This window comes from Paenibacillus sp. NPDC101420 (genome assembly GCF_050277435.1).
Lineage (GTDB): Bacteria > Bacillota > Bacilli > Paenibacillales > Paenibacillaceae > Paenibacillus_AQ.
In genome coordinates, this window is record NZ_JBNNSE010000005.1 from 515,632 (window position 1) to 541,194 (window position 25,563).

Annotated in this window: 23 protein-coding genes and 12 tRNA genes; 1 reads left to right on the forward strand and 34 read right to left on the reverse strand. The window is 44.2% G+C overall.

Annotation, left to right across the window (positions count from 1 at the left end; genetic code table 11):
- Positions 1-559: 559 nt before the first annotated feature.
- From zwf to ACQKMP_RS22805, 22 genes are all read right to left on the reverse strand, one after another.
- Positions 560-2,110 carry a glucose-6-phosphate dehydrogenase gene (gene zwf / locus ACQKMP_RS22700; protein WP_427471178.1) on the reverse strand — a complete coding sequence of 517 codons (1,551 nt, stop codon included), beginning with the start codon at positions 2,108-2,110 and terminating at the stop codon, positions 560-562.
- Between the two features lie 190 nt (positions 2,111-2,300).
- Positions 2,301-3,116 (reverse strand): YwmB family TATA-box binding protein, encoded by an 816-nt coding sequence (locus tag ACQKMP_RS22705; protein WP_427471180.1) that lies wholly within the window; start codon positions 3,114-3,116, stop codon positions 2,301-2,303.
- A gap of 122 nt (positions 3,117-3,238) precedes the next feature.
- Positions 3,239-3,892 carry a response regulator gene (locus tag ACQKMP_RS22710; RefSeq protein WP_179085807.1) on the reverse strand — a complete coding sequence of 218 codons (654 nt, stop codon included), beginning with the start codon at positions 3,890-3,892 and terminating at the stop codon, positions 3,239-3,241.
- An 18-nt stretch (positions 3,893-3,910) separates the two neighbouring features.
- Positions 3,911-4,945, reverse strand: a complete 1,035-nt coding sequence (locus ACQKMP_RS22715) for a sensor histidine kinase (RefSeq protein WP_042191761.1) — start codon at positions 4,943-4,945, stop codon at positions 3,911-3,913.
- Between the two features lie 30 nt (positions 4,946-4,975).
- Complete coding sequence (gene liaF, locus ACQKMP_RS22720; RefSeq protein ID WP_042191763.1) at positions 4,976-5,623, reverse strand: cell wall-active antibiotics response protein LiaF; 648 nt, start codon at positions 5,621-5,623, stop codon at positions 4,976-4,978.
- 169 nt (positions 5,624-5,792) lie between these two features.
- Positions 5,793-6,497, reverse strand: a complete 705-nt coding sequence (locus ACQKMP_RS22725) for a PspA/IM30 family protein (RefSeq protein ID WP_042191765.1) — start codon at positions 6,495-6,497, stop codon at positions 5,793-5,795.
- Positions 6,498-6,500: 3 nt separating this feature from the next.
- Positions 6,501-6,968: a PspC domain-containing protein gene (locus ACQKMP_RS22730; RefSeq protein ID WP_042194525.1), complete on the reverse strand. Its 468-nt coding sequence runs from the start codon at positions 6,966-6,968 to the stop codon at positions 6,501-6,503.
- Positions 6,969-6,972: 4 nt separating this feature from the next.
- Entirely contained in the window at positions 6,973-7,650 is a 678-nt protein-coding gene (locus ACQKMP_RS22735) for a PspA/IM30 family protein (RefSeq protein WP_042130994.1), read from the reverse strand.
- 44 nt (positions 7,651-7,694) lie between these two features.
- Positions 7,695-7,997: a LiaF transmembrane domain-containing protein gene (locus ACQKMP_RS22740; RefSeq protein ID WP_042191767.1), complete on the reverse strand. Its 303-nt coding sequence runs from the start codon at positions 7,995-7,997 to the stop codon at positions 7,695-7,697.
- 227 nt (positions 7,998-8,224) lie between these two features.
- A complete protein-coding gene (locus ACQKMP_RS22745) occupies positions 8,225-9,250 on the reverse strand; it encodes a sensor histidine kinase (RefSeq protein ID WP_427471182.1) in 1,026 nt (341 codons plus the stop codon).
- 2 nt (positions 9,251-9,252) lie between these two features.
- Positions 9,253-9,930 carry a response regulator transcription factor gene (locus ACQKMP_RS22750; protein ID WP_427471184.1) on the reverse strand — a complete coding sequence of 226 codons (678 nt, stop codon included), beginning with the start codon at positions 9,928-9,930 and terminating at the stop codon, positions 9,253-9,255.
- A 65-nt stretch (positions 9,931-9,995) separates the two neighbouring features.
- Positions 9,996-12,494 (reverse strand): ABC transporter permease, encoded by a 2,499-nt coding sequence (locus ACQKMP_RS22755; RefSeq protein ID WP_427471186.1) that lies wholly within the window; start codon positions 12,492-12,494, stop codon positions 9,996-9,998.
- Positions 12,494-13,168 carry an ABC transporter ATP-binding protein gene (locus ACQKMP_RS22760; protein ID WP_042191775.1) on the reverse strand — a complete coding sequence of 225 codons (675 nt, stop codon included), beginning with the start codon at positions 13,166-13,168 and terminating at the stop codon, positions 12,494-12,496. Before ACQKMP_RS22760 ends, ACQKMP_RS22755 begins: the two co-directional genes overlap by 1 nt.
- 184 nt (positions 13,169-13,352) lie before the next feature.
- A complete protein-coding gene (locus ACQKMP_RS22765) occupies positions 13,353-14,180 on the reverse strand; it encodes a MetQ/NlpA family ABC transporter substrate-binding protein (protein ID WP_042191777.1) in 828 nt (275 codons plus the stop codon).
- Positions 14,181-14,251: 71 nt separating this feature from the next.
- On the reverse strand, positions 14,252-14,914 hold the full coding sequence (locus ACQKMP_RS22770; RefSeq protein WP_042191779.1) for a methionine ABC transporter permease: 663 nt from the start codon (positions 14,912-14,914) through the stop codon (positions 14,252-14,254).
- Positions 14,907-15,668, reverse strand: a complete 762-nt coding sequence (locus ACQKMP_RS22775) for a methionine ABC transporter ATP-binding protein (RefSeq protein WP_076285323.1) — start codon at positions 15,666-15,668, stop codon at positions 14,907-14,909. Before ACQKMP_RS22775 ends, ACQKMP_RS22770 begins: the two co-directional genes overlap by 8 nt.
- A gap of 374 nt (positions 15,669-16,042) precedes the next feature.
- Positions 16,043-17,440, reverse strand: a complete 1,398-nt coding sequence (locus ACQKMP_RS22780; RefSeq protein ID WP_379425293.1) for an ADP-ribosylglycohydrolase family protein — start codon at positions 17,438-17,440, stop codon at positions 16,043-16,045.
- A 3-nt stretch (positions 17,441-17,443) separates the two neighbouring features.
- Positions 17,444-18,397, reverse strand: a complete 954-nt coding sequence (locus tag ACQKMP_RS22785; RefSeq protein ID WP_076285325.1) for a nucleoside hydrolase — start codon at positions 18,395-18,397, stop codon at positions 17,444-17,446.
- Between the two features lie 44 nt (positions 18,398-18,441).
- Positions 18,442-19,380 (reverse strand): ABC transporter permease, encoded by a 939-nt coding sequence (locus ACQKMP_RS22790; RefSeq protein WP_042191785.1) that lies wholly within the window; start codon positions 19,378-19,380, stop codon positions 18,442-18,444.
- Complete coding sequence (locus tag ACQKMP_RS22795; protein WP_042131006.1) at positions 19,377-20,423, reverse strand: ABC transporter permease; 1,047 nt, start codon at positions 20,421-20,423, stop codon at positions 19,377-19,379. Before ACQKMP_RS22795 ends, ACQKMP_RS22790 begins: the two co-directional genes overlap by 4 nt.
- The gene (locus tag ACQKMP_RS22800; RefSeq protein WP_339243487.1) at positions 20,416-21,978 is read right to left on the reverse strand and encodes an ABC transporter ATP-binding protein; all 1,563 of its coding nucleotides are present in this window, start codon (positions 21,976-21,978) and stop codon (positions 20,416-20,418) included. The genes ACQKMP_RS22795 and ACQKMP_RS22800 overlap by 8 nt, the downstream gene beginning before the upstream one ends.
- Before the next feature lie 101 nt (positions 21,979-22,079).
- Positions 22,080-23,219 (reverse strand): BMP family ABC transporter substrate-binding protein, encoded by a 1,140-nt coding sequence (locus ACQKMP_RS22805; protein WP_339267182.1) that lies wholly within the window; start codon positions 23,217-23,219, stop codon positions 22,080-22,082.
- Positions 23,220-23,545: 326 nt separating this feature from the next.
- On the opposite strand from ACQKMP_RS22805, the gene ACQKMP_RS22810 reads away from it, so the two are divergent.
- On the forward strand, positions 23,546-24,295 hold the full coding sequence (locus ACQKMP_RS22810; RefSeq protein ID WP_042191790.1) for an AraC family transcriptional regulator: 750 nt from the start codon (positions 23,546-23,548) through the stop codon (positions 24,293-24,295).
- A gap of 134 nt (positions 24,296-24,429) precedes the next feature.
- Here ACQKMP_RS22810 and ACQKMP_RS22815 read toward each other — a convergent pair.
- The 12 genes from ACQKMP_RS22815 to ACQKMP_RS22870 all read right to left on the reverse strand — a co-directional run bounded on the left by ACQKMP_RS22815 (position 24,430) and on the right by ACQKMP_RS22870 (position 25,546).
- Positions 24,430-24,508, reverse strand: a tRNA-Leu gene (locus tag ACQKMP_RS22815).
- Between the two features lie 14 nt (positions 24,509-24,522).
- Positions 24,523-24,596, reverse strand: a tRNA-Cys gene (locus ACQKMP_RS22820).
- Positions 24,597-24,608: 12 nt separating this feature from the next.
- Positions 24,609-24,683 (reverse strand) — tRNA-Gly (locus ACQKMP_RS22825).
- Between the two features lie 6 nt (positions 24,684-24,689).
- Positions 24,690-24,764: transfer RNA gene (locus tag ACQKMP_RS22830), tRNA-Gln, on the reverse strand.
- Between the two features lie 21 nt (positions 24,765-24,785).
- Positions 24,786-24,858 (reverse strand) — tRNA-His (locus ACQKMP_RS22835).
- A gap of 40 nt (positions 24,859-24,898) precedes the next feature.
- Positions 24,899-24,974, reverse strand: a tRNA-His gene (locus tag ACQKMP_RS22840).
- Positions 24,975-25,010: 36 nt separating this feature from the next.
- Positions 25,011-25,084: transfer RNA gene (locus ACQKMP_RS22845), tRNA-Trp, on the reverse strand.
- A gap of 8 nt (positions 25,085-25,092) precedes the next feature.
- A tRNA-Tyr gene (locus ACQKMP_RS22850) sits at positions 25,093-25,178 on the reverse strand.
- 5 nt (positions 25,179-25,183) lie between these two features.
- Positions 25,184-25,259, reverse strand: a tRNA-Thr gene (locus ACQKMP_RS22855).
- Positions 25,260-25,279: 20 nt separating this feature from the next.
- Positions 25,280-25,355: transfer RNA gene (locus ACQKMP_RS22860), tRNA-Phe, on the reverse strand.
- A gap of 10 nt (positions 25,356-25,365) precedes the next feature.
- A tRNA-Asp gene (locus ACQKMP_RS22865) sits at positions 25,366-25,443 on the reverse strand.
- A gap of 26 nt (positions 25,444-25,469) precedes the next feature.
- Positions 25,470-25,546: transfer RNA gene (locus ACQKMP_RS22870), tRNA-Met, on the reverse strand.
- Between the last annotated feature and the right edge of the window lie 17 nt (positions 25,547-25,563).

Genomic DNA, 25,563 nt, shown 5'->3' on the forward strand with positions numbered 1-25,563 from the left:
TACGTTACTGGCGGCACATTGTATTCGGTTTTTCGCATACATTTGTCCGTAAGCTCGACTAAAACATGTATTTCGGAGGATAAGGTCCGTTCGGTCGTCCCAAAGAGGTGTGTGTTAATTGAAAACAGGGCTCCCCATGGCCCCCCGTTGAATATAGGCCCCTCCCTTGATTTCGTTTCACATTTCTCCGCAGTCTCTTATAGTAAAATAGTTGTATTTCCTACACTTATAAGAAGTATTAGCATTTCCAATCGCCTTTACTTGTATTTGATGCAATTAAAAATTCAATGTGCTAGCTATTCGGCCTTATGCGGAGAAAATAGTTGCAGAGAATACACTTAAAAGACTAATTTCCACCCAATATGTGATTTTAATTGTACAAAGTGCAGTTATTTAAAAAATGCTCCTGTCGCCCGAGCGGCATTTGGAGCCAGAGTGAACTAGGGGGCTGAGTGACCTTGTTGGCCCAAGCGACCTGGGGAGGCTGAGTGTTCTCTAATCTCAGCATTACAAAAAATCTCCCTGCATCCTCTGCAGGGAGATAGCATTAACGCAAAGTTTAGTTATTCTTCAGCCATACTACATTATCTTCTTCCTGACCGTTTACCGGCCACCAATGGAAGCCATCCTGAGCAAGCAATTGATCCGCTTCAACCGGACCCCAAGTGCCAGCAGGATAAGCAGATAGATCACTCGACTCTTCCTTCCAAGCCTTCGCAATACGATCCACGAACGACCATGCCGACGATACCTCATCCCAACGAGTGAAATAAGTGGAATCTCCACGTGCCGCGTCATGAAGCAAACGCTCGTAAGCTTCCGGGGAATTGATTCCAACCAAGCAGCTCTGACAGAAGTCCATAGCTAGTGGTTGAATTTCAGACTCAGAACCCGGCTTCTTGGCATTAATCTTTACATAAATGCCTTCCATTGGGTTCACACGGATAACAAGCAGGTTAGGCTCCAGCGTATGCTTTTGTCCCAAATAAACATTGGTTGGCATTCCCTTAAACTCAACTACCACTTCCGTTGTCTTCACCGGTAGACGTTTACCTGTACGAATATAGAAAGGAACTCCAGCCCAGCGGAAGTTATCTACAAACACACGGGCAGCAAAATACGTCTCAGTACTCGATTCAGGATCAACCTTATCTTCCTGACGATAAGCAGGAAGGGTCTTTCCATTATGCAAGCCTTGAATATACTGTGCTCTCACGACGTTCTCACGAACTTCGTCAGATGTACCATAAGGACGAAGTGAACGAAGTACCTTCACCTTCTCGTCACGAATATCTTCTGCAAGCAGACGGCTTGGTGGTTCCATTGCGATCATAGTCAGCAGTTGCAATATATGATTCTGGCCCATATCCCGTAACGCTCCAGCATGGTCATAATAACCACCACGCTCTTCAACACCTACGGTTTCGCCAAGTGTAATTTGAATATTGGCAATATGCTTATTATTCCAAAGCGGCTCGAAAAAAGCATTTGCAAAACGAATGACTTCAATATTTTGAACCATTTCTTTACCAAGATAATGATCGATCCGGTAGATCTCCTCTTCCTTGAATACCTCACGAATCTGCTCGTTCAACTGCTCAGCTGATTCCAGATTATATCCAAAAGGCTTCTCGATGACGAGGCGATTCCAACCTGTGCTATCCAGCATGCCGCCAGTCTTAAGGTTGAACGAGACACTGCCGAACAATTCAGGTGCCAGCGCAAGATAGAACATCCGATTGCCCGGAATTCTAAACTTCTCTTCAAGAGCTTCTGTTTGAGCTCTTAATTCACGGAAGCCATCAATATCGTTGATGTCCAGAGATTTGTATTCAAAATGCTGTACAAACTCATTCCATTCATTCTCTTCTCCCGCTTTATAACGGCAGAATTCAAGGATGGATTTCTTCACATCACTTCTAAATTCTTCCTGAGTACGCGGGCGCCGCGCCACGCCAATTACCGCAAAATCATGTGCCAGCTTACCTTCACGGTACAAGCTGTAAATCGCCGGGAAAAGCTTACGCCGGGCTAAATCTCCGGTTGCCCCAAAGATAAAAAAGACAGCACCGGGTGTGTGCAGTGCATCAAGGGTTTGATTTTCAGCCATGGCTCCTCATCTTTCTGTATGTAATATAGTTTATTGACATTCTCAGCGTCGAGAAAACGACGTTATGTCATTTTAGCATATTCCTAAAAAGGATGCTATCAGATTCCTGACAAATACTCTCGGGATTTCGCAAATTTCAATTAAAATTTCTTATTACTAATTATATCTTCGCTTATAATAAAGAAATTTGTCAGTATTCGATGGTGATTAATGGAAAACCAATGGTTAGGCGATTCGTCCTATTTTGATCTTCCTGATGCACTGCGATTTGCGCTGAAACCGAATGGTTACCGCTAACTATAGAGCGTTTCAAATCAGGAATTGAATACGTACGGCTAACTGTTGCTACATCCTCATAGCTCTCTTTCTTACTCACGGTTTTAAACTGCTCTTTAAGTAACCCTTCCGTTTGCGACAATACGCCTTCTGGTCCCCCTTGTTGATCAGCGATTCCTTGAAGGGATACGTTCCATTCTGCCTTGATGTTACTCTGTTCTAGGATTGTACTAACTTCATCGGCAACCTCCTGAAAGCTAGCTTCATCCTTTAAATCAGCTGTATCTAACGTCACAATAACATAACTATTTCCTTCTTCAAGCTCACTCCAAAATAAGGAGAGACATGATCCATATGGTTTTACCGCTGCTGAACGATAGGTCATATGCCCATCTTCATCAATTCCTGATGGTACTGTCAATCCAAGACGGGTGCTAAGCTTAGCCACTTCTACAGAAGGATCATTGTAACCGCTGATTGCCCCTTGCCATTTTAAGACGATACGTAGTGGTGAACCAGATACCGTTGTTTTCGTCCCGAGATCTATTAAACTCATCAGTGAACCATTCAGTTCTGATGTTACTGATGCTTGTGAAACAAGTTCGTCTTGATCGATTGATTTTGCTTTAACACTTTGAAGGTTTACCATTAGAGCTACAGTGAAGCACAGGAATAATAATATAAAAAGAGTCCCTTTTTTTGTTCCGTTGTTCATCATAACCTTCAGCATAATTTATTCTCCCTTTCGAACCTCTCTAGCAATCTACTAGACAGTATGTACGAATTAGGAGATTCTAAACCTGGTCCATCATTAAAAAAAGACTGAAGCAAGAGGCTTCAGTCCTTTGGTTTCTATTCAGCTAGTCCATTTTTATATGCATAAATTGCTGCTTGGGTCCGGTCTTCCACACCCAGCTTCGCGAGAATATTCGTTACATGAAATTTCACAGTCTTGATCCCAATAATTAGTTGGTCCGCGATATCCTGATTCGATTTACCTTGCGCCAGCAGGCGTAATACTTCCATCTCGCGCTCCGTAAGCTCTTTATAAGCAGGGGATTCACCCTTTGCATTGTTTCGAAAACGATTCATCATTTTAGAGGCGACCTGTGACTCCAGTACAGACTGGCCTCTTGCCGCAGCGCGTATGGCATCTGCCACTTCACTAGCTCGTGAGGTCTTTAGTAGATAACTGAACGCACCTGCTTCAATCACCGGATACATTTTTTCATCATCCAGATAGCTTGTCAACACAATAACTTTGATTTCGGGATACTGCTTCATTAAGTGTTTGGTCGTTTCAATCCCATCCATCCCATCCATTACGAGATCCATCAGGACTACATCCGGATTGTACTCTTGTGCCAGGCGGATACCTTCTTCCCCACTTCCAGCTTCCCCTACGACTTCAATTCCGTCTTCAGTACCTAGAACAGCAGCTAGTCCGATCCGCACCATTTCATGATCATCTACAAGCAATACCTTAATGGCTTCCTCCATCTCCATGGTCACTCTTTCCTCCTATTATTCATTGACTAACGGAACGGTAATTTCAATCCGCATTCCTTTACCCGGAGCGGTAATAAACTGAATGGAACCTCCGATTTCATTCATCCGCTCCTGCATATTCGACAAACCGTAGGAAGTTTGTTTACTATCATCCAATTCAAAACCAATCCCATCATCACGGAGCGTCAAACGAACTGTATCTCCTCGCCGATGCAGCCTGATTTCCATCTTTTCTGCTTTCGCATGACGAAGCGTATTGGAGATTGCCTCCTGCACAATACGGAATAAGTGATTCTCTACCCCTTTTAGCAATTGTACATCAGGGTCCATCTCAAACACGATTTCAATCGGAACCTTAACCTTAAGTTCCTTGATCAACTCCTGCAGCCCCTGCTCTAATCCCTTGCCTTCCAAATAAACAGGTCTTAAATGAAGCAATAGTGCTCTCATCTCTGATTGGGCTACAGCAGACATTTCTTCGATAAGTGCAATTTGCCGTTGCGCCTTGTCAAAATCCTTCTCCAGCGTCCGGCCTACAGCCGTGGCGGTCATAGAGATCGCGAACAACTGCTGTGAGACTGCATCATGCAATTCACGCGCAAGCCGCTGGCGCTCTTCCATAATAGCAGATACTCGTGCTTGCTCCGCGAGCTTCGCGTTATTTGTAGACAATCGCTGCAGTGTTGTCACTTGGTTTTCCCATTTTCCACTAATTCGGCCTAATTGTTCTCCGAGCCTTCCCAGCTCATCGTCACCCAAGTCAGGCATAGATAGCGTTAAGTTTCCCTTCTCCCACAATACGAGAGTTTCTCTCAGGCGTTCCAACTTTCGCTTTACTCGGAAGCTCTGATAGAAACCAAAGCCAACCCCGAACCCCATGGGCAGCAGAATTAGAGTAAATGCCGTGCGTAATCCAATCATCCAGCTTTCAAAAGGCTTTAAATAGCCATATGTATACATGGTGTACAATATCACAAGCAGCATGACAAAAGAGAACAGAGCCCCCTCACCCATACTGCGTGACATCATATTTTTGTTCTTTTTATCCATACGGGGACCCTCCCTTCTGTATCAAACTAATCAGGATAATCGCACATCCAAATCTCCCATCAAATAAGACACACTAAACTTTACCTTATATTCACTGCTCTCATAGTTAGGGGACTTCCAATTCAGACGGTTTAGCATACCAGTATCGCGCCCATTACCGAATTCAATCGATCCAAAAAGCACAAAGGCTTCTATTTCCACACCATAATCATCTGACAATTGAATGTCCATATCACCAAAGATTCCTTGAAACAGCATAACCGTTTCCTTTTGCTCCGCCATAGCCAGTGAAAGATCAAGATCGGCCTCTCCAAGGATATGCCATGAGCTGAGGCTATGCATCACCCAGGGTGAGCGATCCCAGTCAAATCTAGACGAAAAGTTTTGCTTCTGCATAAACCCTTCCTTACGCTGAACTCTTTTGGATTTAGTAAAAAACATCCCCAATGAAATCAAACAAATCCCCAGCACGAGCACTAAATGATCCAGCAAAAGTAATATAGCGCCAATCCCGAGCAGCTTATAACCCTGCTTCACTTTTCCTGACGTCGTGCGGTAGACCCCTAGGAACAGGAATAGAAGCGCGACAATGGAGAAAAAGCCGAGCCATCTACCAAAAATCATCATGCAGCCAACACCGATCAGTCCGATGGCAATCAAACGGTTTCGTTTATCCATTTCGCACCTCCTAAAAGTTTTGCGTAGCAAAACTAACTTCGTAAGCAAAACTACAACCATCAATATATTATAGCCAGCCGCTACAAAAGCCATATCGGTATGGAGATCCATACCGTATGGCTTCTTCTTGTCCAGCATATCATATCTACTTAAGTTTTAGGAACAGGATTTATTCTTCTTTTTTGTTTAAAGAAGGAGCAGCCGGTGTATCATTCAGCTTGCTTCTCAGTGCAGCCAGTTGCTCATCCACTTTCAGTTGCTTCTCAACATCGACTGGTTTAGTGTAGGCAGCGGATGGGCTGTAAGGTGCACGCATTACATCTGCTTCTGCTTCAAGCTGCATAATCTTCTCTTCCATCCGGTGGAATCCGAGTGACGCACTGCCACTTTCGATGGAATGTACGCTGCTGATTTGCGTCATTTGTTTCTTCGCTTTAGCCATTTGAGCACGGGATACGAGCTCGTTACGCTTGTTGCGCAACTTGTAGAATTCATCCTTCATATCATGCAGCTGTCCAACCAATTCCTTCGCTTGCACTTCAGCTTGAGCATGAAGATCGCTGTATTCCGCTTGTTTTTGATCGAAGTAGATTTTTTCTTCCAACAGCTTGCGAGTCACTTCTTCTTGGCCGTTTTTCAGTGCCAATTCAGCTTGTGCTCCACGTTGTGCGGACATTTTTGCTGCTTCTTCCACGCGTTGTTTCATGCGGCGTTCGTTCGCCATTTGCTTGGCAACTGTAACTTCTGCTTCGTGGATTTCAGCCTCCATATCGCGCAGATATTGGTTAAGCATTACGATTGGGTCCTCTACCTTATCCAACAAGTCATTTACCGACGCCTTAGTCATATCTTTAATTCTTTGAAATACTCCCATGATTTACAATTCCCCTTTCTCATATTTAGACAGTTTTTGTTTGAGTTCTTCTACTTCTTTTTGCAAAGCCTTCTTCTCGATATCCTTCATCATCGCATCCAAACCGGAATCCGGAGCTGAATATGCGTTGTTCTTCTCAAAATTAGGATTGTAGTTAGGTTGGCGTCCATAAGGTCCATGTCCGCCATTAGCATGCGGTCCGTGTCCATGTTCCGGTCTACCTGAGTAAGGACCATCGAATGGGCCACCCGGTGCACCAGGGCCTGGTCCGAAAGGATTATAATGCGTAGGCTCCTTCGGAATGACCAGCGCTGCAATGAAGTACACTGGAATCACGGCACCTCCTGTAAACGGAATGCTGACCAGTAACAGAATCCGGAATAGCGTGGAATCAATACCGAGTGTCTCAGATAATCCACCTGCAAGACCCGTCATCACTTTATCTCTAGTTGAACGATATAATCGACTCATAGCGCTACTCCTTTCCACCATTGTTCAGTTTCTCCTTTAAGCGAGCCATTTCTCTTTCGAGTACGGTTGCTACAGTCTCACCTGCTTGCACCGCATATTCCTGTCCCATGCGACGCACATCGCGCAAGCTCTTCGCTTCTAATTCCCAATCTGACATCCGATCTTCCAGACGTCCGAACATTTTGGGAACATCACCGCCGTTACCATAAGCACTTGCTCTTTGGTTCATACGTTGCTGTAGTCTCAGCGACTCCATCCGTGCCGCGTAATACTGACGTTTGCTGTACACTGTCTGATACTCTATTTTCAGCTCATTCAGCTGTCCTTCAAGTTCAAACAAGGATTGCTTACTTTGTTCAAGTAGCCCGCTGTACTGCTCCAACTTTTCCTCGTGAATGATCTTTTCTTGCAAAGCCAGCTTTGCCAGATGATCTTCGCCCGCTTTTAATGCGAGTAACGCCTGTTCCTCACGTTTATTTCTCATGGCAGTCGCTTGATTCACTTGCTGCTGCAATTGCTTCGTATGGGAAGCGTATTGCTGATACAGTCTTTCAGCTTCACTGATTTCCTCGCGAGTTGAATGTAGAAATTGATCAATTAGCTTCACAGGATCTTGACTTTGCTCTAGACGTTCATTTAGATTAGCTACTGTAATATCCCTCATGCGACGAAAAACACTCATAATCTCCTGCTCCCTCCCTGCTTCTTGTTTAAGTACAATTCTTCTTAATAAGTACCATTTCTTCTACCCTTTAAAGCTGACACTCCCCATACGATCAACGCCACACCTAGCAGTGGTCCGATGATCCAGGAAAGCTTCGCGATCAAGGTCATGACACCAATGAACATTAGTACCCAACCGATAACCTTGCGTCCACTCTTAATCCCATAGTACCCGAGAACAACCAGCAATACTGGGAACAGTAGTCTGAAAATACCGTGAATCAGAGGAAGCGCTAAACCGAGTAGCATTACCGCACCAATCACAATCAGCACAACCGCCAATCCGTTTCCTTGTCTTCTTTGCATTATTTTCTCACCGCCTTTCGTTGTCCTTAACCTTATAGCCTTATTCTAGAGCAATTCGCAGACTTTCAAAACAGACCAACGACGGTTTTTGGTACTGGACCTTAGTCGAGGTAGCTGTGCGACTGCAGACCACTATAGGGCTAGCAAAGCACTTTTCCTCCATGAAATAGCGACTTTAATGAGAAAAACCCCCAATTTAGGGGGCTAAGCTTAGAGTACATTCAGAATCAGCGTAACGGCAAAAATATAGAAAAAACACTGCCTTTACTTAACTCCGATCTCACTTTTATATATCCACCCTGCTCGGTCACAATTTTACGGGCTAAATAAAGGCCTATACCAACACCTTCTGTTCCATTACAACCCGCTCCTCGGTAAAATCGTTTGAAAATGTCATTCATCTCAGCGACAGGAATTCCTATTCCACCATCAGCAATATCAATCCTTGCAAAAAGATCATATCTGCGAATCGTAATTCTAACACTGCAGGACCCGAGCGTATATTTCAGAGCATTATCGATGATGTTATAGATAGCTTCTCCCGTCCACTTGGGATCATGTTGCAGCGTAATCTCCTGATCCATTTCCAGTAAGATCTCTATATTCTTTTGCTCGGCTGCTGGAAATGCCTGTTTGATGGCTGACAGCACAGTATTCTCAAGTTTATGCTTCTCCGCAGCATGAAGCTCTATAATACCGGATTCGAGCCGTGATAACTTGATCAGATTCTCCATAAGCCAAGACAGCTTCTCAATCTGACTACCCATATGGCGGGTAAATTCACTGCGTGTTTCAGCGGGGAGCCCTTCATCCATAAGAAGACTGTTATACATCCCTAAATTGGCTAAAGGGGTCTTCAGTTGATGAGAGATATCAGAGATCAATGTTTTGACTTCATGACTCTCTTCACGGTAGCGCTGCTTCTGCGAAGACAACAGCTCAGATAATTGAATAACCTGATGCTGTAATTTAGAGAGGAGTGTATCCTCCTGCACCGGGAACATCTGAGTCATTTGTCCATTAATAAGATCTTGAATCAATCCAGACAATGAAGATAGCGTGTTTAGCATTTCTTTACGAAGCGCGAGCACAAAGCTTATAAACAGCAGAGCCATCACGCTAATAAACACCACGCATCCAATAACTACATGCTTCTCAGGCATATAATAGATAAGCATAGATACAAACAATACAACGACTACTGCCAAAAGGGTGAACGAGCTCCAAATAATTTTTCTAAAAGGGTTCTTCATCCTTACTCTCCCCATGTGTAGCCAATGCCGAATACGGTTTTAATGTATTGACAATCTTTAGGATCATCCTCAATTTTGGCCCGTAGCCTACGAATATTTACGCTTAGCGTATTCTCATCCACGAAATTACCTTCTATATCCCATAGCTTCTCCAACATTAACCTCCGAGTAAGGACCTGACCGCTATTCTCGGTTAAGATGGCAAGGAGACGGTACTCATTGGTGGTTAGTTTTATTTCTTGTCCATATTTGTAAACCTTCATTTTTGCTGAGTTAATTGTAATATCCTTGTATTGAAACAGCTCTGAGCCACCATCAGTGCCTGTTCGTCGAAGAACAGCCTTAACACGTTGCAAAAGTACGACCATGCTAAATGGCTTCGCAATATAATCATCAGCTCCTAGTGCAAATCCAGCTACCATATCCTGCTCAGTATCGTTGGCAGTTAGAAATATAACCGGAATGGAACTCGTTCGCCGAATTTCCTGGCACAGTGCAAGACCACTCCCGTCTGGGAGATTAATGTCCAAAAGGACCAGACCGATGGTCTGATCCTGAATTCTAGAAGCCGCCTCCTGAAAAGAATAGGCCTGAATAATATTATAGTTTTCTTTTGCAAGCATGAACTTCAGCCCCTCGTTTAAGAGACGGTCATCCTCTACAATTAGAATGGTTGTCATTAAACTCACCTCTATACTTATCATTGTAACAAGCAGAGGAAGGCTACGCTGTTAATTAATTAGCTCTATTCCATTTGCCGCAGACGTTCCACAATGCTGTCCTTTTTGATTTGCTTATAAGCAATAAGCGGAACACTCAGGCAAACCGCAAAAACGAGTACAATTGCAATAGAAAGCGGAAGGGTTGGGAAGCTAAATACTGCATAAGTAGCCTCTTGGCTGAACAGACTATAAGCACCGTAACTGATTAATGTGCCTATTGTTGAGATTAGCAGTGTCGATATGATCGCATAACCTGCCCCTTCAAACAGCAACAGCTTTCTCATCTGCTTAGAGGTCATTCCGATGCTCTCCATCACTGCGAACTCCAGCTTCCGAGCTACAACCCCAGTATACATAATATTAACGTAATTCAAAATTCCAATCAGCGCTAGAATGAGCGCAATGCCGCCACCCATAATGTAAAAGGTTAGCTTAGCCGATTCCATGAACTTTTCCATATACAGCTTCGACTCCAGCTTCAGCTCACCATCTCCGCCGATGAGTCCTTCCAATTGATCGGTAATCGGCTTCCAGTCTTTTGGGTCTGCATTAATATATACTTTACTTATAAGTGGGTCATTCATGAGCTTCTCCATAGCAGTATGGCTAATGTATACATTCGGAGCTACAAAGTGTGACGACCCTAGAGAGCTGAAATCAGCAAGCCCTCCAATTTCGAAAGATTGTGCTGCATCGCTATTTATAGGACTAATTTGAAAGTTATCTCCAATCTTAATACCTCCGAGATTAAAATTGTCCAACAAGGCAATCTCACCCTTTTCAAAACGTTCCATATCCACAGTGATTCCTAATTTTTCTTCCATCTTCTTAACCTGATCTGCATCTACCCCAATAACATGGGTCATTGAGAACATGCTTTGAGGCTCAGCCAATTGATCATCGGTAGGGCGATCTGTGTGATATGATTTTGCGAATTCATCCACATACTTACTGAATACCTCAGGATCATACTTGATCTGACCTATCCCAGTATAAGCTTTAAAGACCTCTTTTACTCCCTTTATATCCTGAATTTCCTTGATCATATCCCCTGTAATCTTGGCTTTCTCTTCCCCCTCAAATCCAAAGGACATCGTTTGATTAGACAGCGTGAAATCATTATCCATGTATTCAGCAATAAAATGATCTGTACTCATACTAAGCACAAGTGTATTGATCACCAGAAAAGTTGTCAGTCCCAGAAATAAAGAGAGAAACACAACCATCGCCCGTTTTTTCACTCTAAAAATATTACGCCAAGCCAGTCGGTGCAGCTTAGATCCGCCAGTTCCCCGCTTCGTCTTAGCTTTAACCATCGTCCCTGTATATCTCACCGCTTCTATTGGAGAAACTTTGCCAGCGATAGAGGCAGGTTTGATAGCGCTAAACATGGTGGTCAACCAAGCAAACAACGCAGCTCCAATAAAGATTAACGGGTGAAAAGAAATCACCACGCCCGTATCCAAATCCATTGTACTCATAGCCAGCGGCACCATTACGAAGGAAGTCACAGCTCCTGCGGCAAGTCCCAGTGGGATAGCGATAAGTGCTAACCGTGAAGCCTGTGCCCTAACTATTTTTTTAATCTGCCGTTGTGTAGTTCCTAGCGTTCTAAGCAGACCGTAGAACCTTGTATCCCGTGAGACAGAAATATAAAGCACATTATAAATCAATAAATATCCGCTCAACATAACAAATAATATAATTCCAGCGTAACCAATCAAAGTTGCTGTTCTATCCGAAGAGGTAGACGATTGGTTAGAGACAGGTTCAAGCTTTTGATTTTTTCCCAAAGGAATATCCTGTTGCAAACGTGAGATAAGTCTATCCGTATTTTTCTCATTAAATAGAATAGTGGCATTTTTGGGATTCTTAAGATCTACGCCATGAGCTGTAGCAAAAGCCCCCGATACCAGCATAGCTCCAGAATTTCCGGTACGAACATGACTGTAATCGGTAAACCATCCACTTAGTACGAAATTGCTACTTTGCTGAGATTTCACCCCATCACGGGTAAAAGAGTAAGTTAACGGCAAGCTCATACCAATCTGTGGATCATCCATCCCCATTGACTGTAATATCCATAAAGGAACGGCGATTTCATTTTCCTTATCTGGATAAGTTCCCTTTAGACCATCGATCACTGGCTTACGCATCTCTGTCCATTCTGTAGAGTCATACCAGAGCAGAGCTAAATTAAGATCTCCTATTTCTGGCGTATTGATCACATTACCTACTCTGGACTGGAGTCCGATGGTCTTAATATAGGAGAGTTCCTTTAACTTGTTCATTTGTTGTTCTGACGGGGAGGTTAAGTAGACATCAGCCATGGTTCCGTTTATTTTCAATTGCTGCATTTCGAAGGTCTTATAGTTGCTCAGTCCAATACTAAAAAAAGAAGTAATGAGCCAGGTAGTAAGCACGATGGCCAGAATCACAAAACGATTTCGGGTCCGATTGGCTTTCAGGCTTCTGCTCGTCAGCTTTTTAACAACGGGCTTATTACTGTTTGGAAACATCATCACAATGCCCCTCCAGTAATTTTACCGTCCTCTATCCGGATGGTCCGGTCTGCAAGCTGAGCAATCTCTTCATTATGAGTAATCATTAGAATCGTCTGATTAAACTGTCTGCTTGTTACTTTGAGTAATCCAATGACCTCCTGGCTAGTGATGCTGTCCAAGTTCCCTGTAGGTTCATCTGCTAGGATAATGGAAGGTTTAGCTGCCAAGGCCCGTGCGATGGCTACCCTTTGCTGCTGACCGCCTGAAAGCTGACCAGGGAGGTTGTCCAATTTTTGCGAAAGACCTAACGTATTCACAATATGATCCACGAAATCCTTGTCTATTTTGTTTCCATCCAGCTCTATGGGCAACACAATATTCTCGTATACATTAAGAATCGGCACTAGATTATAGTTCTGAAACACAAATCCGATCTTTCTTCTTCTAAATACCGTCAACTCATCATCCTTCATCCCAAAAATATTTTTACCATCTATGATCACCTGACCTTCTGTCGCCCGATCAAGCCCGCCTAGCATATGTAAGAGCGTTGATTTGCCACTTCCTGAAGTCCCGACAATCGCTATAAATTCACCGTTGTGTACCTCTACGTTAATACCATCCAGTGCCTTGACCAGGTTAGTACCCTTACCGTAATGTTTTGTGAGATTAATTGCGCTGAGTACAGACATATTTCCCATCTCCATTCCGCTTTGTTATTCTACAACCCATTATATAGAGCAGTTCTTACATTCTAGTGACACACTAAAATATCCCCACAAAGTGGGGACTCCCAATACATACTTGCTGATATGTAAAAAAAGACTTGCCCATAATGGACAAGTCTCTATAAATTGCTGACCTAGCTGTTTAAGCTTATTTAAAAGCAGGCAACGCAATATCCGCATAGTTATCTTCAAGGAATTTCTTCACTTCTGGTCCGCTAATCCGTTTAGCTAGCTTCTGGATCGCATCAGAGTCCTTGTTGTCTTCACGCGCAACCAAGGTGATCGTGAATTCAGAATCCGCGCCTTCAGTAATCAGTGCATCTTTCTTTGGTGTCAATCCAAGCGGGCTGGCATAAGCCGGAGTCATTGCCACTAGATCTCCATCATCCAGCATACGGGCCAACATCAATAGATCTACTTCCTCAAACTTAAAGTTTTTTGGATTCTCAGTAATGTCTGCTTGTGTAGCCTTGATACCTACACCTTCTTTTAGCTTAATCAAATCAGCTGCAGCGAACATTTGTAAAGAACGGCCGATATTTGAAGGGTCATTAGCCATTACTAGTGTTGCGCCTTCCGGCAGGTCCGCAACATTCTTGTAACGTTTCGAGTATCCACCGTAAATAGCGTCATAGACAGGCTGTACCTCTACTAGATTGGAGCCTTTGCTTTCATTAAATTGCTTCATATAAGGAACATGTTGGAAAAAGTTAGCGTCTACCTCTTTATTCGCCAAAGCCTCATTAGGCTGCACATTGTCAGACAGCACAACGATTTCAAGATCAATGCCATCTTCCTTCAGAAGTGGCTTCACAATATCCAGAATTTCCGTCATTGGTGGAATCAATGTAGCAATCTTTAATTTCGTTAGCTCATCGCTACCTTTTGCAGAATTGTTCTCGGCTGCTTTATTAGAGCCACAACCCGCTACGACCAATACCATTAACATAAGCACAACTATCATTGATTTTTTCATTACTACAACTAACCCCCAGTTTATATATTCAATCATTTTGTATTACAAAATTTGATGTACGGGTTGAACGATTAACGCTTATCTAACAGCCGTGAGATCGTACCTCCTGTGAATTGAACCAACTGAACCAATACAATCATCACAACAATCGCATAGATCATCACTTCAGTCTCAAAACGCTGATATCCGTAACGGATCGCAAAATCTCCAACCCCGCCCCCTCCAACAACCCCCATTACGGTCGAGTAAGAGATAAAACTAATGGTGGAGGTAGTAAGTCCGAGCACTAGACCCGAACGAGCCTCTACATACAGAAACTTAAAGATCAACCCCAGCTTCGAGGCTCCCATAGACAACGCCGCTTCTATGACTCCTTTAGGAACCTCCAGCAAAGACTGCTCCACCAGACGAGAGTAATAAGCAATGGCAACAATGGATAACGGAACCGTGGCAGCCATTGTTCCAATCGCAGTTCCGACGAGGAAACGAGTGACCGGAATGAGTGCAACCACAAGCAGCAGGAATGGAAATGAACGGATAATATTTACGATGCTGTTGAGTACCAGTGACAATGTTTTGTTCTCATAGAGCTGCCCTTTTCGGCAAAAAAACAATAACGTCCCGAGCGGAAGCCCCAGCAGCAGTGCGGCACCAACAGAAATACCGACCATTATAAAGGTTTCTCCGATAGATTCCCACATTTGTGCCTGATATTGAAGTACACTATCAAACATGCGTTTCCCCCGCTTTACCCAGAATTTGATCCCGGTAAGAGCCAGTACGGACTGCAGCAGGCCGGAAATCACCATCTTGGCGTGAGAATGAATCTACGATTCGACCATTTTCCATCACCGATACGTGAGTGCATATGCTTTTGACAACATCCATCTCATGCGTAACAATCACTACCGTAACCCCAAGGCCCCCATTAATATGCTTCAGGACATCTAGAATATCCGCAGTTGTTCCTGGATCTAGTGAGGATGTTGGTTCGTCACATAGCAATAGTCCTGGACTGTTCGAAAGCGCCCGGGCGATCGCCACACGTTGTCGCTGTCCTCCACTTAGCTGTGCGGGATATTGCTCTGCCTTATCAGCCAATCCGACAAAATCGAGACATTCCTTCACCCGCTTCATCCGTTCACGCTTCGGCACCCCCGCCAGTTCCAGAGGGATCGAAATGTTGCGGCTTACCGTGACGTTATTGACCAGATTAAATTGCTGAAAAATCATCCCAATCTTTTCCCTAGCTTTCCGTAGCTGTTTACTCGGCATTTCGGTTAAATTATGCCCTTCTACGGTAACTGTCCCTTGATCCGGCTTTTCCAGCAGATTAATCAATCGTAGCAGCGTGGATTTCCCTGCCCCGCTTTCACCAATAATCCCGTGAATCGATCCCTTCTTCACATCAAGCGATACATCATCTACCGCCTGATATGTGCCGTCCTTCAGCTTGAATCCTTTACTCACCCGACTCAGCGATAGGATTGCAAACTCCCCCTTCCTTTCCGTTTATTCTGAAACCTTCTAAGCCAAGGTTTGTACTATAATTATTTAAAAACTGTTTTACTAAAAATCTCTTTAAATAATAAGGCATTTTATGTTCTGTGTCATCATTTTTATTTTAGTAATATATCAGATTAAAAGAATTAAAGAATAAAAGCCCATTAAATCGGACTATTTTCACGTGCTTATCTCCCAATAAATGACTGAGCTTAATCCCTCTTCAAATCAGGATTCTCCTGTTACCTAACTCCTAAACCCGCTGTTACATCTATTTCAAGAACTAGATCACCACGAAAAAAAGGATGTCTAAGCTCGATAGCTTAAGACATCCTTTCATTCTTTTCGTAATCCTTGTTCTAAGACTTTTCGGCAAGCTCTCCTCGAATCTTCAAGAAGACCTGATAGCTGCGCTCTGCGCATTCCGAAATCGCTATCGGATGAAACCCGGGTAGATCCGCATATAGCGTATCATGGAGCGGTTCAACCCACGAAGCCGGCAACACATTTGCTCCAAGCTTCGCTCCCATAATAGAACCCACTGTAGCACCATTACAGTCTGTATCCATTCCTCCGTAAACGGATGTAACGACCGCTTTTTCAAAATCATTCCCGCCATAGACCAGCGAAGCAGCTACAAGAGCAGCATTATTATTGGTGTGCACCGCATCATAGTGGCTGAATGTATCCCAAATCTTACTTACCAACTCCCGCTCACTTTTGGCCTTCTGCGCAATATCTATACCTCGTAGAACGTCATTTGCCAGACGACTAGTACTAGGGATCTCACTAAGACCAATCTCAAGAATACGCTCGTTATCTTTTTCAGCAAAAGCAGCCGAAATCATCGCCGCATTAAACATCTCACCATAGATTCCGTTCTTCACATGTGAAAAAGAAGCATCGCGCCAGCCTAACTCCGCTGCAAGCTCAGGATGGCCTGCTGCACCATAAGCCAGTCCATCTGCGCGTATAGCCGCACCAATCCACTCCCGGTATGGATTTAAGTGCATCCGCACTCTTTCCTGCCGCGCCAGCCAATCCGCAGGCTTCTCACCATGCAGATGAGACGTTTCCTGCGCAAAATTCATATACGACTGTGTCTCTGCCGTACATACCTGGGCGTATGTCAGATGTTTATGCCAGAGCTTCCCGATATCCCAAGAATCCCAGCTCAGCCCCTTTTGCTCCAGCAACATAAGGCCTAGAACCGTGTAACGAATATCATCATCGCTCTCCATAAACTTAATAGTCTCGCTGGTACTCGCATACGTCCAATCACTTAAACCAAGACTATATTCTGCCTCTGCCCGTGAATGCCCAGGCGTATAGCCAGTAATAGGCCATGCATCGGCACCCCGGAACCACAGCTCAATATTCTCCCAACCCGGACGTCCATCTTTACCGTAGAGGTAGTCCCAATACTCCAATGGTTTGCCAAGTGCGCAACCGACGCTTCTACCTAGCCAAGCTCCGTAGAACTTATCTCTCCATTCTGCTTCGCTCCAGTCAGCCTCAAGCTTGCGTGGACCTTCTGGACGAAGACGACGAATCTCCTCCAGTGAAGACGGCTCTTCATAAGGAAAGTCCTCAGCAACCGTAAGCTCCATCAACTCGTTGTATACTTGCATCAGCTTGATCTCATCGGCACCTGCAGCTGCTAGTTTATCCGCGAAGCCGTCAATCCTGCAGCCTTCTTCTCCACGCTGAACCAATTCAAACTGAACCGTCTCCTGAAGTCTCTCCCATCCTGCCATAGGTTAGTTCCCTTCAGCCGCAAGCAGCTCTTGATCTAGCTTTTCCAGTGAATCAAAAATCAACTTCATAAATGCTTCCCGGTCTACTCCCACCAGGACTTCTACATTCGCTGGGCGATCCGTCTTCTTTCGTTTGTCTGCAACCGTCATTCCCCGCGTCAGCTTGCCTTCTGTCTCTACCGTTACATATAGATGCTCGGATTCGAACAGTTCTGGGTGCAAGAGCCAAGCTACGGCGCATGGATCATGCAGTGCACTACCGACATAGCCCATTTTCTTTCCGAAGATCGAATAGAAATCTAACAGCTCTCCGACCATAGTGGACACTGGCCCACGCTCTTTCAATGCTACGATCTCATCTTCGAAAATGGCTGCCTTATCGGTCACATCCAGACCACTCATGGTAATCGGAATACCCGATTCAAACACGATACGAGCAGCTTCAGGATCTACATAGATGTTAAACTCCGCAGTAGAGGTTACATTTCCATAAGAAATTCCTCCGCCCATCAGTGAAATCTTTTCAATTCTTTCCTTAATCTCTGGATAAGCAGTGATTAGCAGGGCGATATTTGTTAAAGGAGCCATCGGTACGAGCGTAATCTTCTCCTCCGAAGAACGGATAATATTCAGCATGAATTCCACAGCGCCTTCTTCTACAGGCCGGAATTTACTTGGTGGCAATAGTGGGCCGTCCATGCCAGATTCACCATGCGCTTCCTCACCTGTAACAAGCTTGCCGAACAGCGGACCCGCAGCCCCTTTGGCTACAGGAATATCAGCATTCACAAAGCTGATCACTTTAAGTGCGTTTTCTGTGATTTTATCGAGGATCTGGTTTCCACCAACCGTTGTAATCCCGCGCAGATCCAGCTTCTCCGAATTTGCTATTGCAAGCAGGATAGCGATTGCGTCATCATGTCCTGGATCGCAGTCAATAATAATAGGTGTTCGCATAGTCATTCACTCCTTAGTTGTATAAATCCTCGTTACTCCTATCGCTATTTCACTAGCGGGCTCTTTAGCTTTTTGTTCTTCTTCCGTGTCTCAGATACGGCATAGATCACTAGTCCAATTACCGTTGCTACATAAGGAAGCGTCCCGATCAGTTCTGCAGGAATCTTCAGGACCTGTAACGCATTCGACAAGGCGTCTGCCGTACCAAATAATAGAGAGGTCAGCGCCGTGCCCACTGTCGTACTTCTCCCCATAGACTCTGCGGCAATCGCAATCCAGCCCCGTCCAGCGATCATATCGCGAGTGAACAGTGACAGGTAACCCATCGACATGTAAGCTCCACCCAAACCAGCGAAAAATCCACTAAGCAGCAAAGCCATATACTGTATTTTCACAACACTTACTCCCACAGATTGGGCCGCATGTGGATTTTCACCCACTGAACGAATGCGCAGACCAAGCGGTGTACGGTTTAAGAGATAGTAGACAACAAACACAGCAATAATAGATACATACGTCAAAATGTGATGTCCTGATAGAATAGGCCCCAGCACCGGAATGTCCTTCAGCAAAGGAATCTCTACACTAGGTAGCACTTTACTCGCCAGAGAAGTAGAAGAACCCTTGTCTCCACTCAGCAGATAAAGAATAAACACGGTTCCTCCCGAAGCGAACATATTAATAGCTACGCCGCCGAGAATGATATGTGTTTTAAATTTCAGTGTGAAAAAAGCTAATATTCCAGCGATCAGTGTTCCGGACATCACAGCCCCAAGTAAGCCTACCCACGCACTATGCGTGTAGCTGCTTACAATGACACCGGCTAACGCCGCGACAAGCATGATGCCTTCCATACCAATGTTGATGATGCCAGCCCTATTAGAGATTAACGCTCCCAATGCGGCGAACAGAATCGGTGTCGTCACTCGAAGAACAGAAAACGCAAAGTCAGTCGTAAAAATTACATCAAACAAGCTGTTCACGCTTCCTTCGCCTCCTTCAAGAGCATCCGATTTTTCCAGAACTTCAGAAATTGCTCAGCCGAAATCAGAAGAATGATAATCGCCTGTATAATAGAAATCATCTCTGAAGGTACATCCGATAGACGTGCCATCATGTCGGCTCCGATCCGGATATATGCAAGGAACAATGCAGCGCCGATTACGGATAGCGGATTATTCTTGGCTAACATCGCTACAAGAGCACCATCTAAGCCATAACCTGGTAACGATGTCCATTGGAATCGATTGTACATCCCTAGCACTTCTACGGAACCACCCATTCCCGCGATAAAACCAGCAATCAAGTGAACCAGTATAATAACCTTCGCGGTCTTCATGCCTGAATAACGTGCAAAGTTCCGGTTGATGCCTGTCATTCGCAGCTCATATCCCCATTTAGTCTTGTATAGGAATAAATGCGCTGCAATAATAAGCACGATAACGATAATAAGTCCGGTATGAATACGGGTGCCAGGTACCATTTTACTCAGCAGTGCCGTTTTCTCGAATTTGTAGGATACATTGGCAAATGCTTTTGCATCACGTAAGTGATAGTTCAGTAGATATAAACCTACTCCAAACAAAATATTATTGAACATCAGGGATGTAACGAGCTCATTAGCATTCCATTTGGCTTTGAGGATCCCGGGTATTGCCGAGAGCAACGCACCAACAATAGAACCCGCAGCAATAGCTACGATCGGATGAAGCCACCCGTCCAGCGTTAAATGAATAGCCAACACGGAAGTTACAACACCGGAGAAATAGAAAATCCCTTCAGCTCCCAAATTGAACATATTTGCCCGGAACAACAAGGAAACTGCTAGCCCAGTGAACATGAGCGGAATGGCCATCTCAATCACATTACCGATATGACCTTTACTGGATAGCGGCTCAAATAGGAATATCCCAATCGTCTTCACCGGCTGATTGCTGACCAATGAGATGATCAGAAAAGCAATAGCGAGTGCAATTACGATTACTGCCGATGTTCGAATGTATTCAAAATATTTTACTTTAAACATGATTTACGGCCCTCCTGATTTGCTCCTCGTCCTGTCGATGAATCCCTAGCATATAAAGCCCTAATTCTTCTTCACTAACCTTGGATGGCTCCTCGAAAAAGGCAACAATCTTTCCTTCATACATCACTAGTAGACTATCGCTGATCTCCAAGATCTCATTTAAGTCTGCTGACACTAGCAAAATAGCGCAATCGTCTGAGCGCAGCTCCAACAGCTTTTGATGTATGAACTGCGCCGCGCCTATATCCACGCCCCGTGTCGGCTGCTCTGCAATAAGCAGTTGCGGTTCTGTAGAACACTCTCTAGCTACGACAACCTTCTGCATGTTACCACCTGATAACATACCTATTGGCTGAGAAGGTCCCGAACAGCGGACTTTAAATTCTTCTACAAGTGATACTGCAAGCTTGGCAATTCGTGATCCATTTAAAAAGGGACCTTTATTCATAGCTTTTGTACGATACTGAGTGGACAGCAGATTATCCGCTATGCTCGCTTCACTGGCTATCCCTTGATGCATCCTATCCTCTGGGATATAGGAAACGCCTAGCTTACGAATATCTAAAATATCCGATTCACGAATATCTTTTCCCTTCACTAGCACAGAGCCTTGGCTTGAGACCCCTCTTAGGCTACCCGTAAGAGCCTCAATGAGCTGTGTCTGCCCATTCCCTTCTACACCAGCAATCCCGATAATTTGTCCCCCGCGTACTGCAAAGTTGATATCTGTTAGCAACGCTTTGCCGTGTGCATCATTTACACCTAAGCCCTGCACAGTGAGTACCGGCTCCCCAATAGACAGAATCTCCTTGTCATATTTCAACACGACGTCTCTACCCACCATAAGGCGTGAGATTTCTTGCTCCGTGACATCCTTCGTTTGGAAGACACCTTCACTACGTCCACTACGCATGATCGTAATTCTGTCACAGATCGCTTTAACTTCTTTCAACTTGTGTGAAATAAAAACAATCGTATGACCCTGCTCTCTTAACTGCTTAAGCTCCCGGAACAATTCCTCTGTTTCCTGTGGGGTCAACACTGCGGTCGGCTCATCCAGAACGAGGATTTTTGCACCACGCAGCAGCGCCTTCAGAATTTCAACCTTTTGCTTCATACCAACCGTGAGATCCTCCACTTTTGCTTTTGGATCCACTGCCAGATTGTATTTCTTCGCAGTCTCTTCGGTCATGCGTACAGCTTCTGCATAATTGATGCCAACGCCCTTACGAGGTTCCATGCCCAGCACCATGTTCTCTGCTACCGTAAAAGAAGGAACCAGCATAAAATGCTGGTGAACCATACCAATCCCTCTATCAATGGCATCCTGAGCAGATTGCAGCTTCACTTTTTCACCCTTGATAAAGATTTCACCTTCACTAGGCTCTTCCATGCCGAACATGATCTTCATTAAAGTTGATTTACCAGCGCCGTTCTCGCCGGCAATCGCATGAATTTCTCCCTCACGTAAAGAAAAATGCACGTCTTTATTTGCAACGACACCATTGGGATACACCTTGGTAATTCCCCGCATTTCCAGCAGAGCTTTGTTCATAGGTCTCAACGCCTTTCGACTTGGAGGTCTGCAAAAATATACAGCTGGAATTCTTCTAAAGAAGAATCTCCAACTGTAGGTTTATCACTTTATAGCTATACTTAAGGCTTAACTGCGTTACGAATGGCTTCTACTTCAGAGGTTTCCATTCCCATCGCGTTATCTACTGTAATTTCTTTATTGATCAGCTTTTGCTTCACTTCTTCAACTTTAGCCTGAAGATCGGCAGGGAAGATATTTTTATAGATTTCATTCTCTGCAATGCCTACACCATCATCTACAAAGCTCAACACATCACGTTTACCCATCTCAAGTGTACCGTCTTGTAATCTCTTCACTGCACCCAGAATAGCACTATCAATCTTTTTAATAGAAGAAGTAACGATCAAGTTTGCTTTTTCACTATCTGTATCGTTAAGCAACATCGCCTGATCGGAGTCTACACCGATAGCATATTTCTTCTTCTCCTTAGCTGCGTCAAAGATCCCAAGACCTGTACCCCCAGCCACGTTAAAAATAACATCCACACCGGAGTTATATTGAATCAGCGAAAGCTCCTTGCCCTTAGCCGGGTTAACGAAATCGCCAGCATATGATACAGCGACCTTCACATCAGGATCAACATATTGAGCGCCCTGAATGTAGCCTACCAAGAAAGCGTTAATTCCTGGAATATCCATGCCGCCTACAAAACCGATCACATTCTCAGGATTAGCATTTTCCATATCCGATTGTGTAGCTAGCGCCGCTACAGCACCTGCTAGAAAAGATACTTCATTTGTTGCATAAGACATGTTGTACATATTCTCTGGTGCTTCATCTATATCGGTATCATAGTTAATGAACTTTTTGTCAGGATATAATTCAGCCGTTGCATTAAACATCTCTGTAATTTCTGATCCGCCAGAAATAATAACATCCCAGTCCTCAGCGGCGATATCGTTAAACGTAGGCTCCCATTTCGTTTTATCGACACCCATTTCTACAACTTTTGTTTCTGCACCCAGTTCATCCTTAACCTTTTGCAAACCGCTATTCGCAGAGTCAAAGAAAGATTTATCTCCAAGCGTTCCTGGAATCAGAAGTACTACTTTGAGTTTATCCCCTGAACCTGTTTCTCCACCTTCAGCTGCGTTAGATCCTGCATTCGCGGAAGATCCATTACTCGACGTATTATTTCCACAGGCTGTGACCATTACCATTACTACTAGTAACAACAAAGAAAGAACTTTCTTTTTCATTTTTCTATTCCCCCTATTTATAGTTGGTTAGTAATTTGAGAGGTTCTCCTTCTTAGTCCGTTGTATATTTCACGATTTAGATGGAAACTCTCATTTTTCATGTAACATTGTCAAAATTTTAATGATTTTAACGAATACACTCAAAAAAAGAGATAAAATTATAATTTTTACGAATAATCCGACTAATTCCCGAACGAGATGGCCAGTCAGGTTGCTAATCTTCGGATTTCTTGATACGATCATATCAAATATTAATGAAAATAATTATATGATTTCGGTCATATTTTTGTACGATTCGGCTAAAACATAATTATTGGAGGGTCATCATGGATCGTGTTCTATATATTGTAAATGCAGCACATGAGGTTAATACCTATATTCCACCACACCAGCATGAATGTTATGAACTAGTCTATTATTTAAACGGCTTAGGAACTACCAATGTAGGTTCGCGAAGTTATCATTTTCGTTCTTCTTCATTCGCGCTGATACCACCCAATCATAAACATGATGAGAATCATCGCGAGGATGCTACTATACTATTTGTAGGCTTCCATTCAAATCACCCAAATATGGAGAATTTGCAAGGCGTATATGAAGATGATAAAGACCATACTGTTCTACAGATCTTGCTTCGAATGAAAGCAGAGTTTACGCGCAAACAAGATGGATTCTCTGAACTATTGAACCTGCAAATGAGCGAAATCACTGTTCATCTGATACGGCTTCTTAGTGCCTCTGGGTTTCAATCACCAACGGAAGACAGAGTCCAATATGTTCTAAACTATATGAATGAGCATTACCGCCATAAGCTATCGGTCGCAACACTTTCAGAGATGTCTGGATACAGCTATGATCGTTTCCGCCATTTATTTAAAGAACGATTCGGTTCTTCACCTCTGCGCTATCTACTATTGAAACGTCTGGATTATGCAAAGTCTCTCTTGCAACATACCCAAATGCATATCTCTGAAGTATCAGCTGCTGCTGGGTTTGTGAATGACGCCCAATTCTGCAATATGTTTAAACGTGAAATTGGTCTCACCCCACGAGCATTCCGACTAAGCAGTCAATAAAACAAAACTCCACACAAAAAGGCCGTTGATTAGAGACGCCTCTAATTCAACGGCTTAAGAATAAAAAGCTCAAAGACAAAGAAAAAAGGTTTGTAAAGTTGCTTATACAAGCGACTTTACAAACCTTTTTGATATACCGGCGAGAGGACTCGAACCTCCACGGTTTCCCTCTCGATTTTGAGTCGAGCGCGTCTGCCATTCCGCCACGCCGGCACATATGAAATTAATGGAGGCGCCACCCAGATTTGAACTGGGGATAAAGCTTTTGCAGAGCTTTGCCTTACCACTTGGCTATGGCGCCATATGAAAACTTTGGAGCGGACGACGGGAATCGAACCCGCGACCCTCGCCTTGGCAAGGCGATGCTCTACCGCTGAGCCACGTCCGCATAAAATGGCTGGGGATATAGGATTTGAACCTATGCATGACGGAGTCAAAGTCCGTTGCCTTACCGCTTGGCTAATCCCCAATAACATTTTAAAATAAAAGGGGCGACTGATGGGTCTCGAACCCACGAATGCCGGAACCACAATCCGGTGCGTTAACCACTTCGCCACAATCGCCATATTAAACTAATATTGTTGCTGTTCTTCTTAAAGTAAATGGGGCGACCGATGGGACTTGAACCCACGAATGCCGGATCCACAAACCGGTGCGTTAACCCCTTCGCCACGACCGCCATATTAAACTTTAGAGAAAGACTTTAGATAAAGATTGGCAGGGGCAGCAGGAATTGAACCCACACCAACGGTTTTGGAGACCGTTGTTCTACCTTTAAACTATGCCCCTAAAAAAAATGGTGGGGGATGATGGATTCGAACCACCGAACACGTACGTGAGCAGATTTACAGTCTGATGCGTTTGGCCACTTCGCTAATCCCCCAAAGATGGTGCCGGCGAGAGGACTTGAACCCCCAACCTACTGATTACAAGTCAGTTGCTCTACCAATTGAGCTACACCGGCATATTAAGTTGTATACTATATGGTGGCTCGAGACGGATTCGAACCGCCGACACGAGGATTTTCAGTCCTCTGCTCTACCGACTGAGCTATCGAGCCAAGGTAAAAATGGCGGAACCGACGAGATTCGAACTCGCGATCTCCTGCGTGACAGGCAGGCATGTTAGGCCAACTACACCACGGTTCCAAAAGATATAATTTCTTAATGAAAATTGGTTGCGGGGGCAGGATTTGAACCTGCGGCCTTCGGGTTATGAGCCCGACGAGCTACCGGGCTGCTCCACCCCGCGTCGTTCTTAAATGAATA

Coding starts and splice junctions, on each gene's coding strand:
- ACQKMP_RS22750 (WP_427471184.1), bottom strand. CDS start 9,930: ATGACAACCATTCTAATTGTAGAGGATGACCGTCTCTTAAACGAGGGG.
- ACQKMP_RS22730 (WP_042194525.1), bottom strand. CDS start 6,968: ATGAGTCGATTATATCGTTCAACTAGAGATAAAGTGATGACGGGTCTT.
- ACQKMP_RS22705 (WP_427471180.1), bottom strand. CDS start 3,116: ATGCTGAAGGTTATGATGAACAACGGAACAAAAAAAGGGACTCTTTTT.
- ACQKMP_RS22770 (WP_042191779.1), bottom strand. CDS start 14,914: ATGTTTGATAGTGTACTTCAATATCAGGCACAAATGTGGGAATCTATC.
- ACQKMP_RS22810 (WP_042191790.1), top strand. CDS start 23,546: ATGGATCGTGTTCTATATATTGTAAATGCAGCACATGAGGTTAATACC.
- zwf (WP_427471178.1), bottom strand. CDS start 2,110: ATGGCTGAAAATCAAACCCTTGATGCACTGCACACACCCGGTGCTGTC.
- liaF (WP_042191763.1), bottom strand. CDS start 5,623: ATGGATAAACGAAACCGTTTGATTGCCATCGGACTGATCGGTGTTGGC.
- ACQKMP_RS22725 (WP_042191765.1), bottom strand. CDS start 6,497: ATGGGAGTATTTCAAAGAATTAAAGATATGACTAAGGCGTCGGTAAAT.
- ACQKMP_RS22755 (WP_427471186.1), bottom strand. CDS start 12,494: ATGATGTTTCCAAACAGTAATAAGCCCGTTGTTAAAAAGCTGACGAGC.
- ACQKMP_RS22795 (WP_042131006.1), bottom strand. CDS start 20,423: ATGTTTAAAGTAAAATATTTTGAATACATTCGAACATCGGCAGTAATC.
- ACQKMP_RS22745 (WP_427471182.1), bottom strand. CDS start 9,250: ATGAAGAACCCTTTTAGAAAAATTATTTGGAGCTCGTTCACCCTTTTG.
- ACQKMP_RS22740 (WP_042191767.1), bottom strand. CDS start 7,997: ATGCAAAGAAGACAAGGAAACGGATTGGCGGTTGTGCTGATTGTGATT.
- ACQKMP_RS22760 (WP_042191775.1), bottom strand. CDS start 13,168: ATGTCTGTACTCAGCGCAATTAATCTCACAAAACATTACGGTAAGGGT.
- ACQKMP_RS22765 (WP_042191777.1), bottom strand. CDS start 14,180: ATGAAAAAATCAATGATAGTTGTGCTTATGTTAATGGTATTGGTCGTA.
- ACQKMP_RS22735 (WP_042130994.1), bottom strand. CDS start 7,650: ATGAGTGTTTTTCGTCGCATGAGGGATATTACAGTAGCTAATCTAAAT.
- ACQKMP_RS22800 (WP_339243487.1), bottom strand. CDS start 21,978: ATGAACAAAGCTCTGCTGGAAATGCGGGGAATTACCAAGGTGTATCCC.
- ACQKMP_RS22780 (WP_379425293.1), bottom strand. CDS start 17,440: ATGGCAGGATGGGAGAGACTTCAGGAGACGGTTCAGTTTGAATTGGTT.
- ACQKMP_RS22805 (WP_339267182.1), bottom strand. CDS start 23,219: ATGAAAAAGAAAGTTCTTTCTTTGTTGTTACTAGTAGTAATGGTAATG.
- ACQKMP_RS22785 (WP_076285325.1), bottom strand. CDS start 18,397: ATGCGAACACCTATTATTATTGACTGCGATCCAGGACATGATGACGCA.
- ACQKMP_RS22710 (WP_179085807.1), bottom strand. CDS start 3,892: ATGGAGATGGAGGAAGCCATTAAGGTATTGCTTGTAGATGATCATGAA.
- ACQKMP_RS22715 (WP_042191761.1), bottom strand. CDS start 4,945: ATGGATAAAAAGAACAAAAATATGATGTCACGCAGTATGGGTGAGGGG.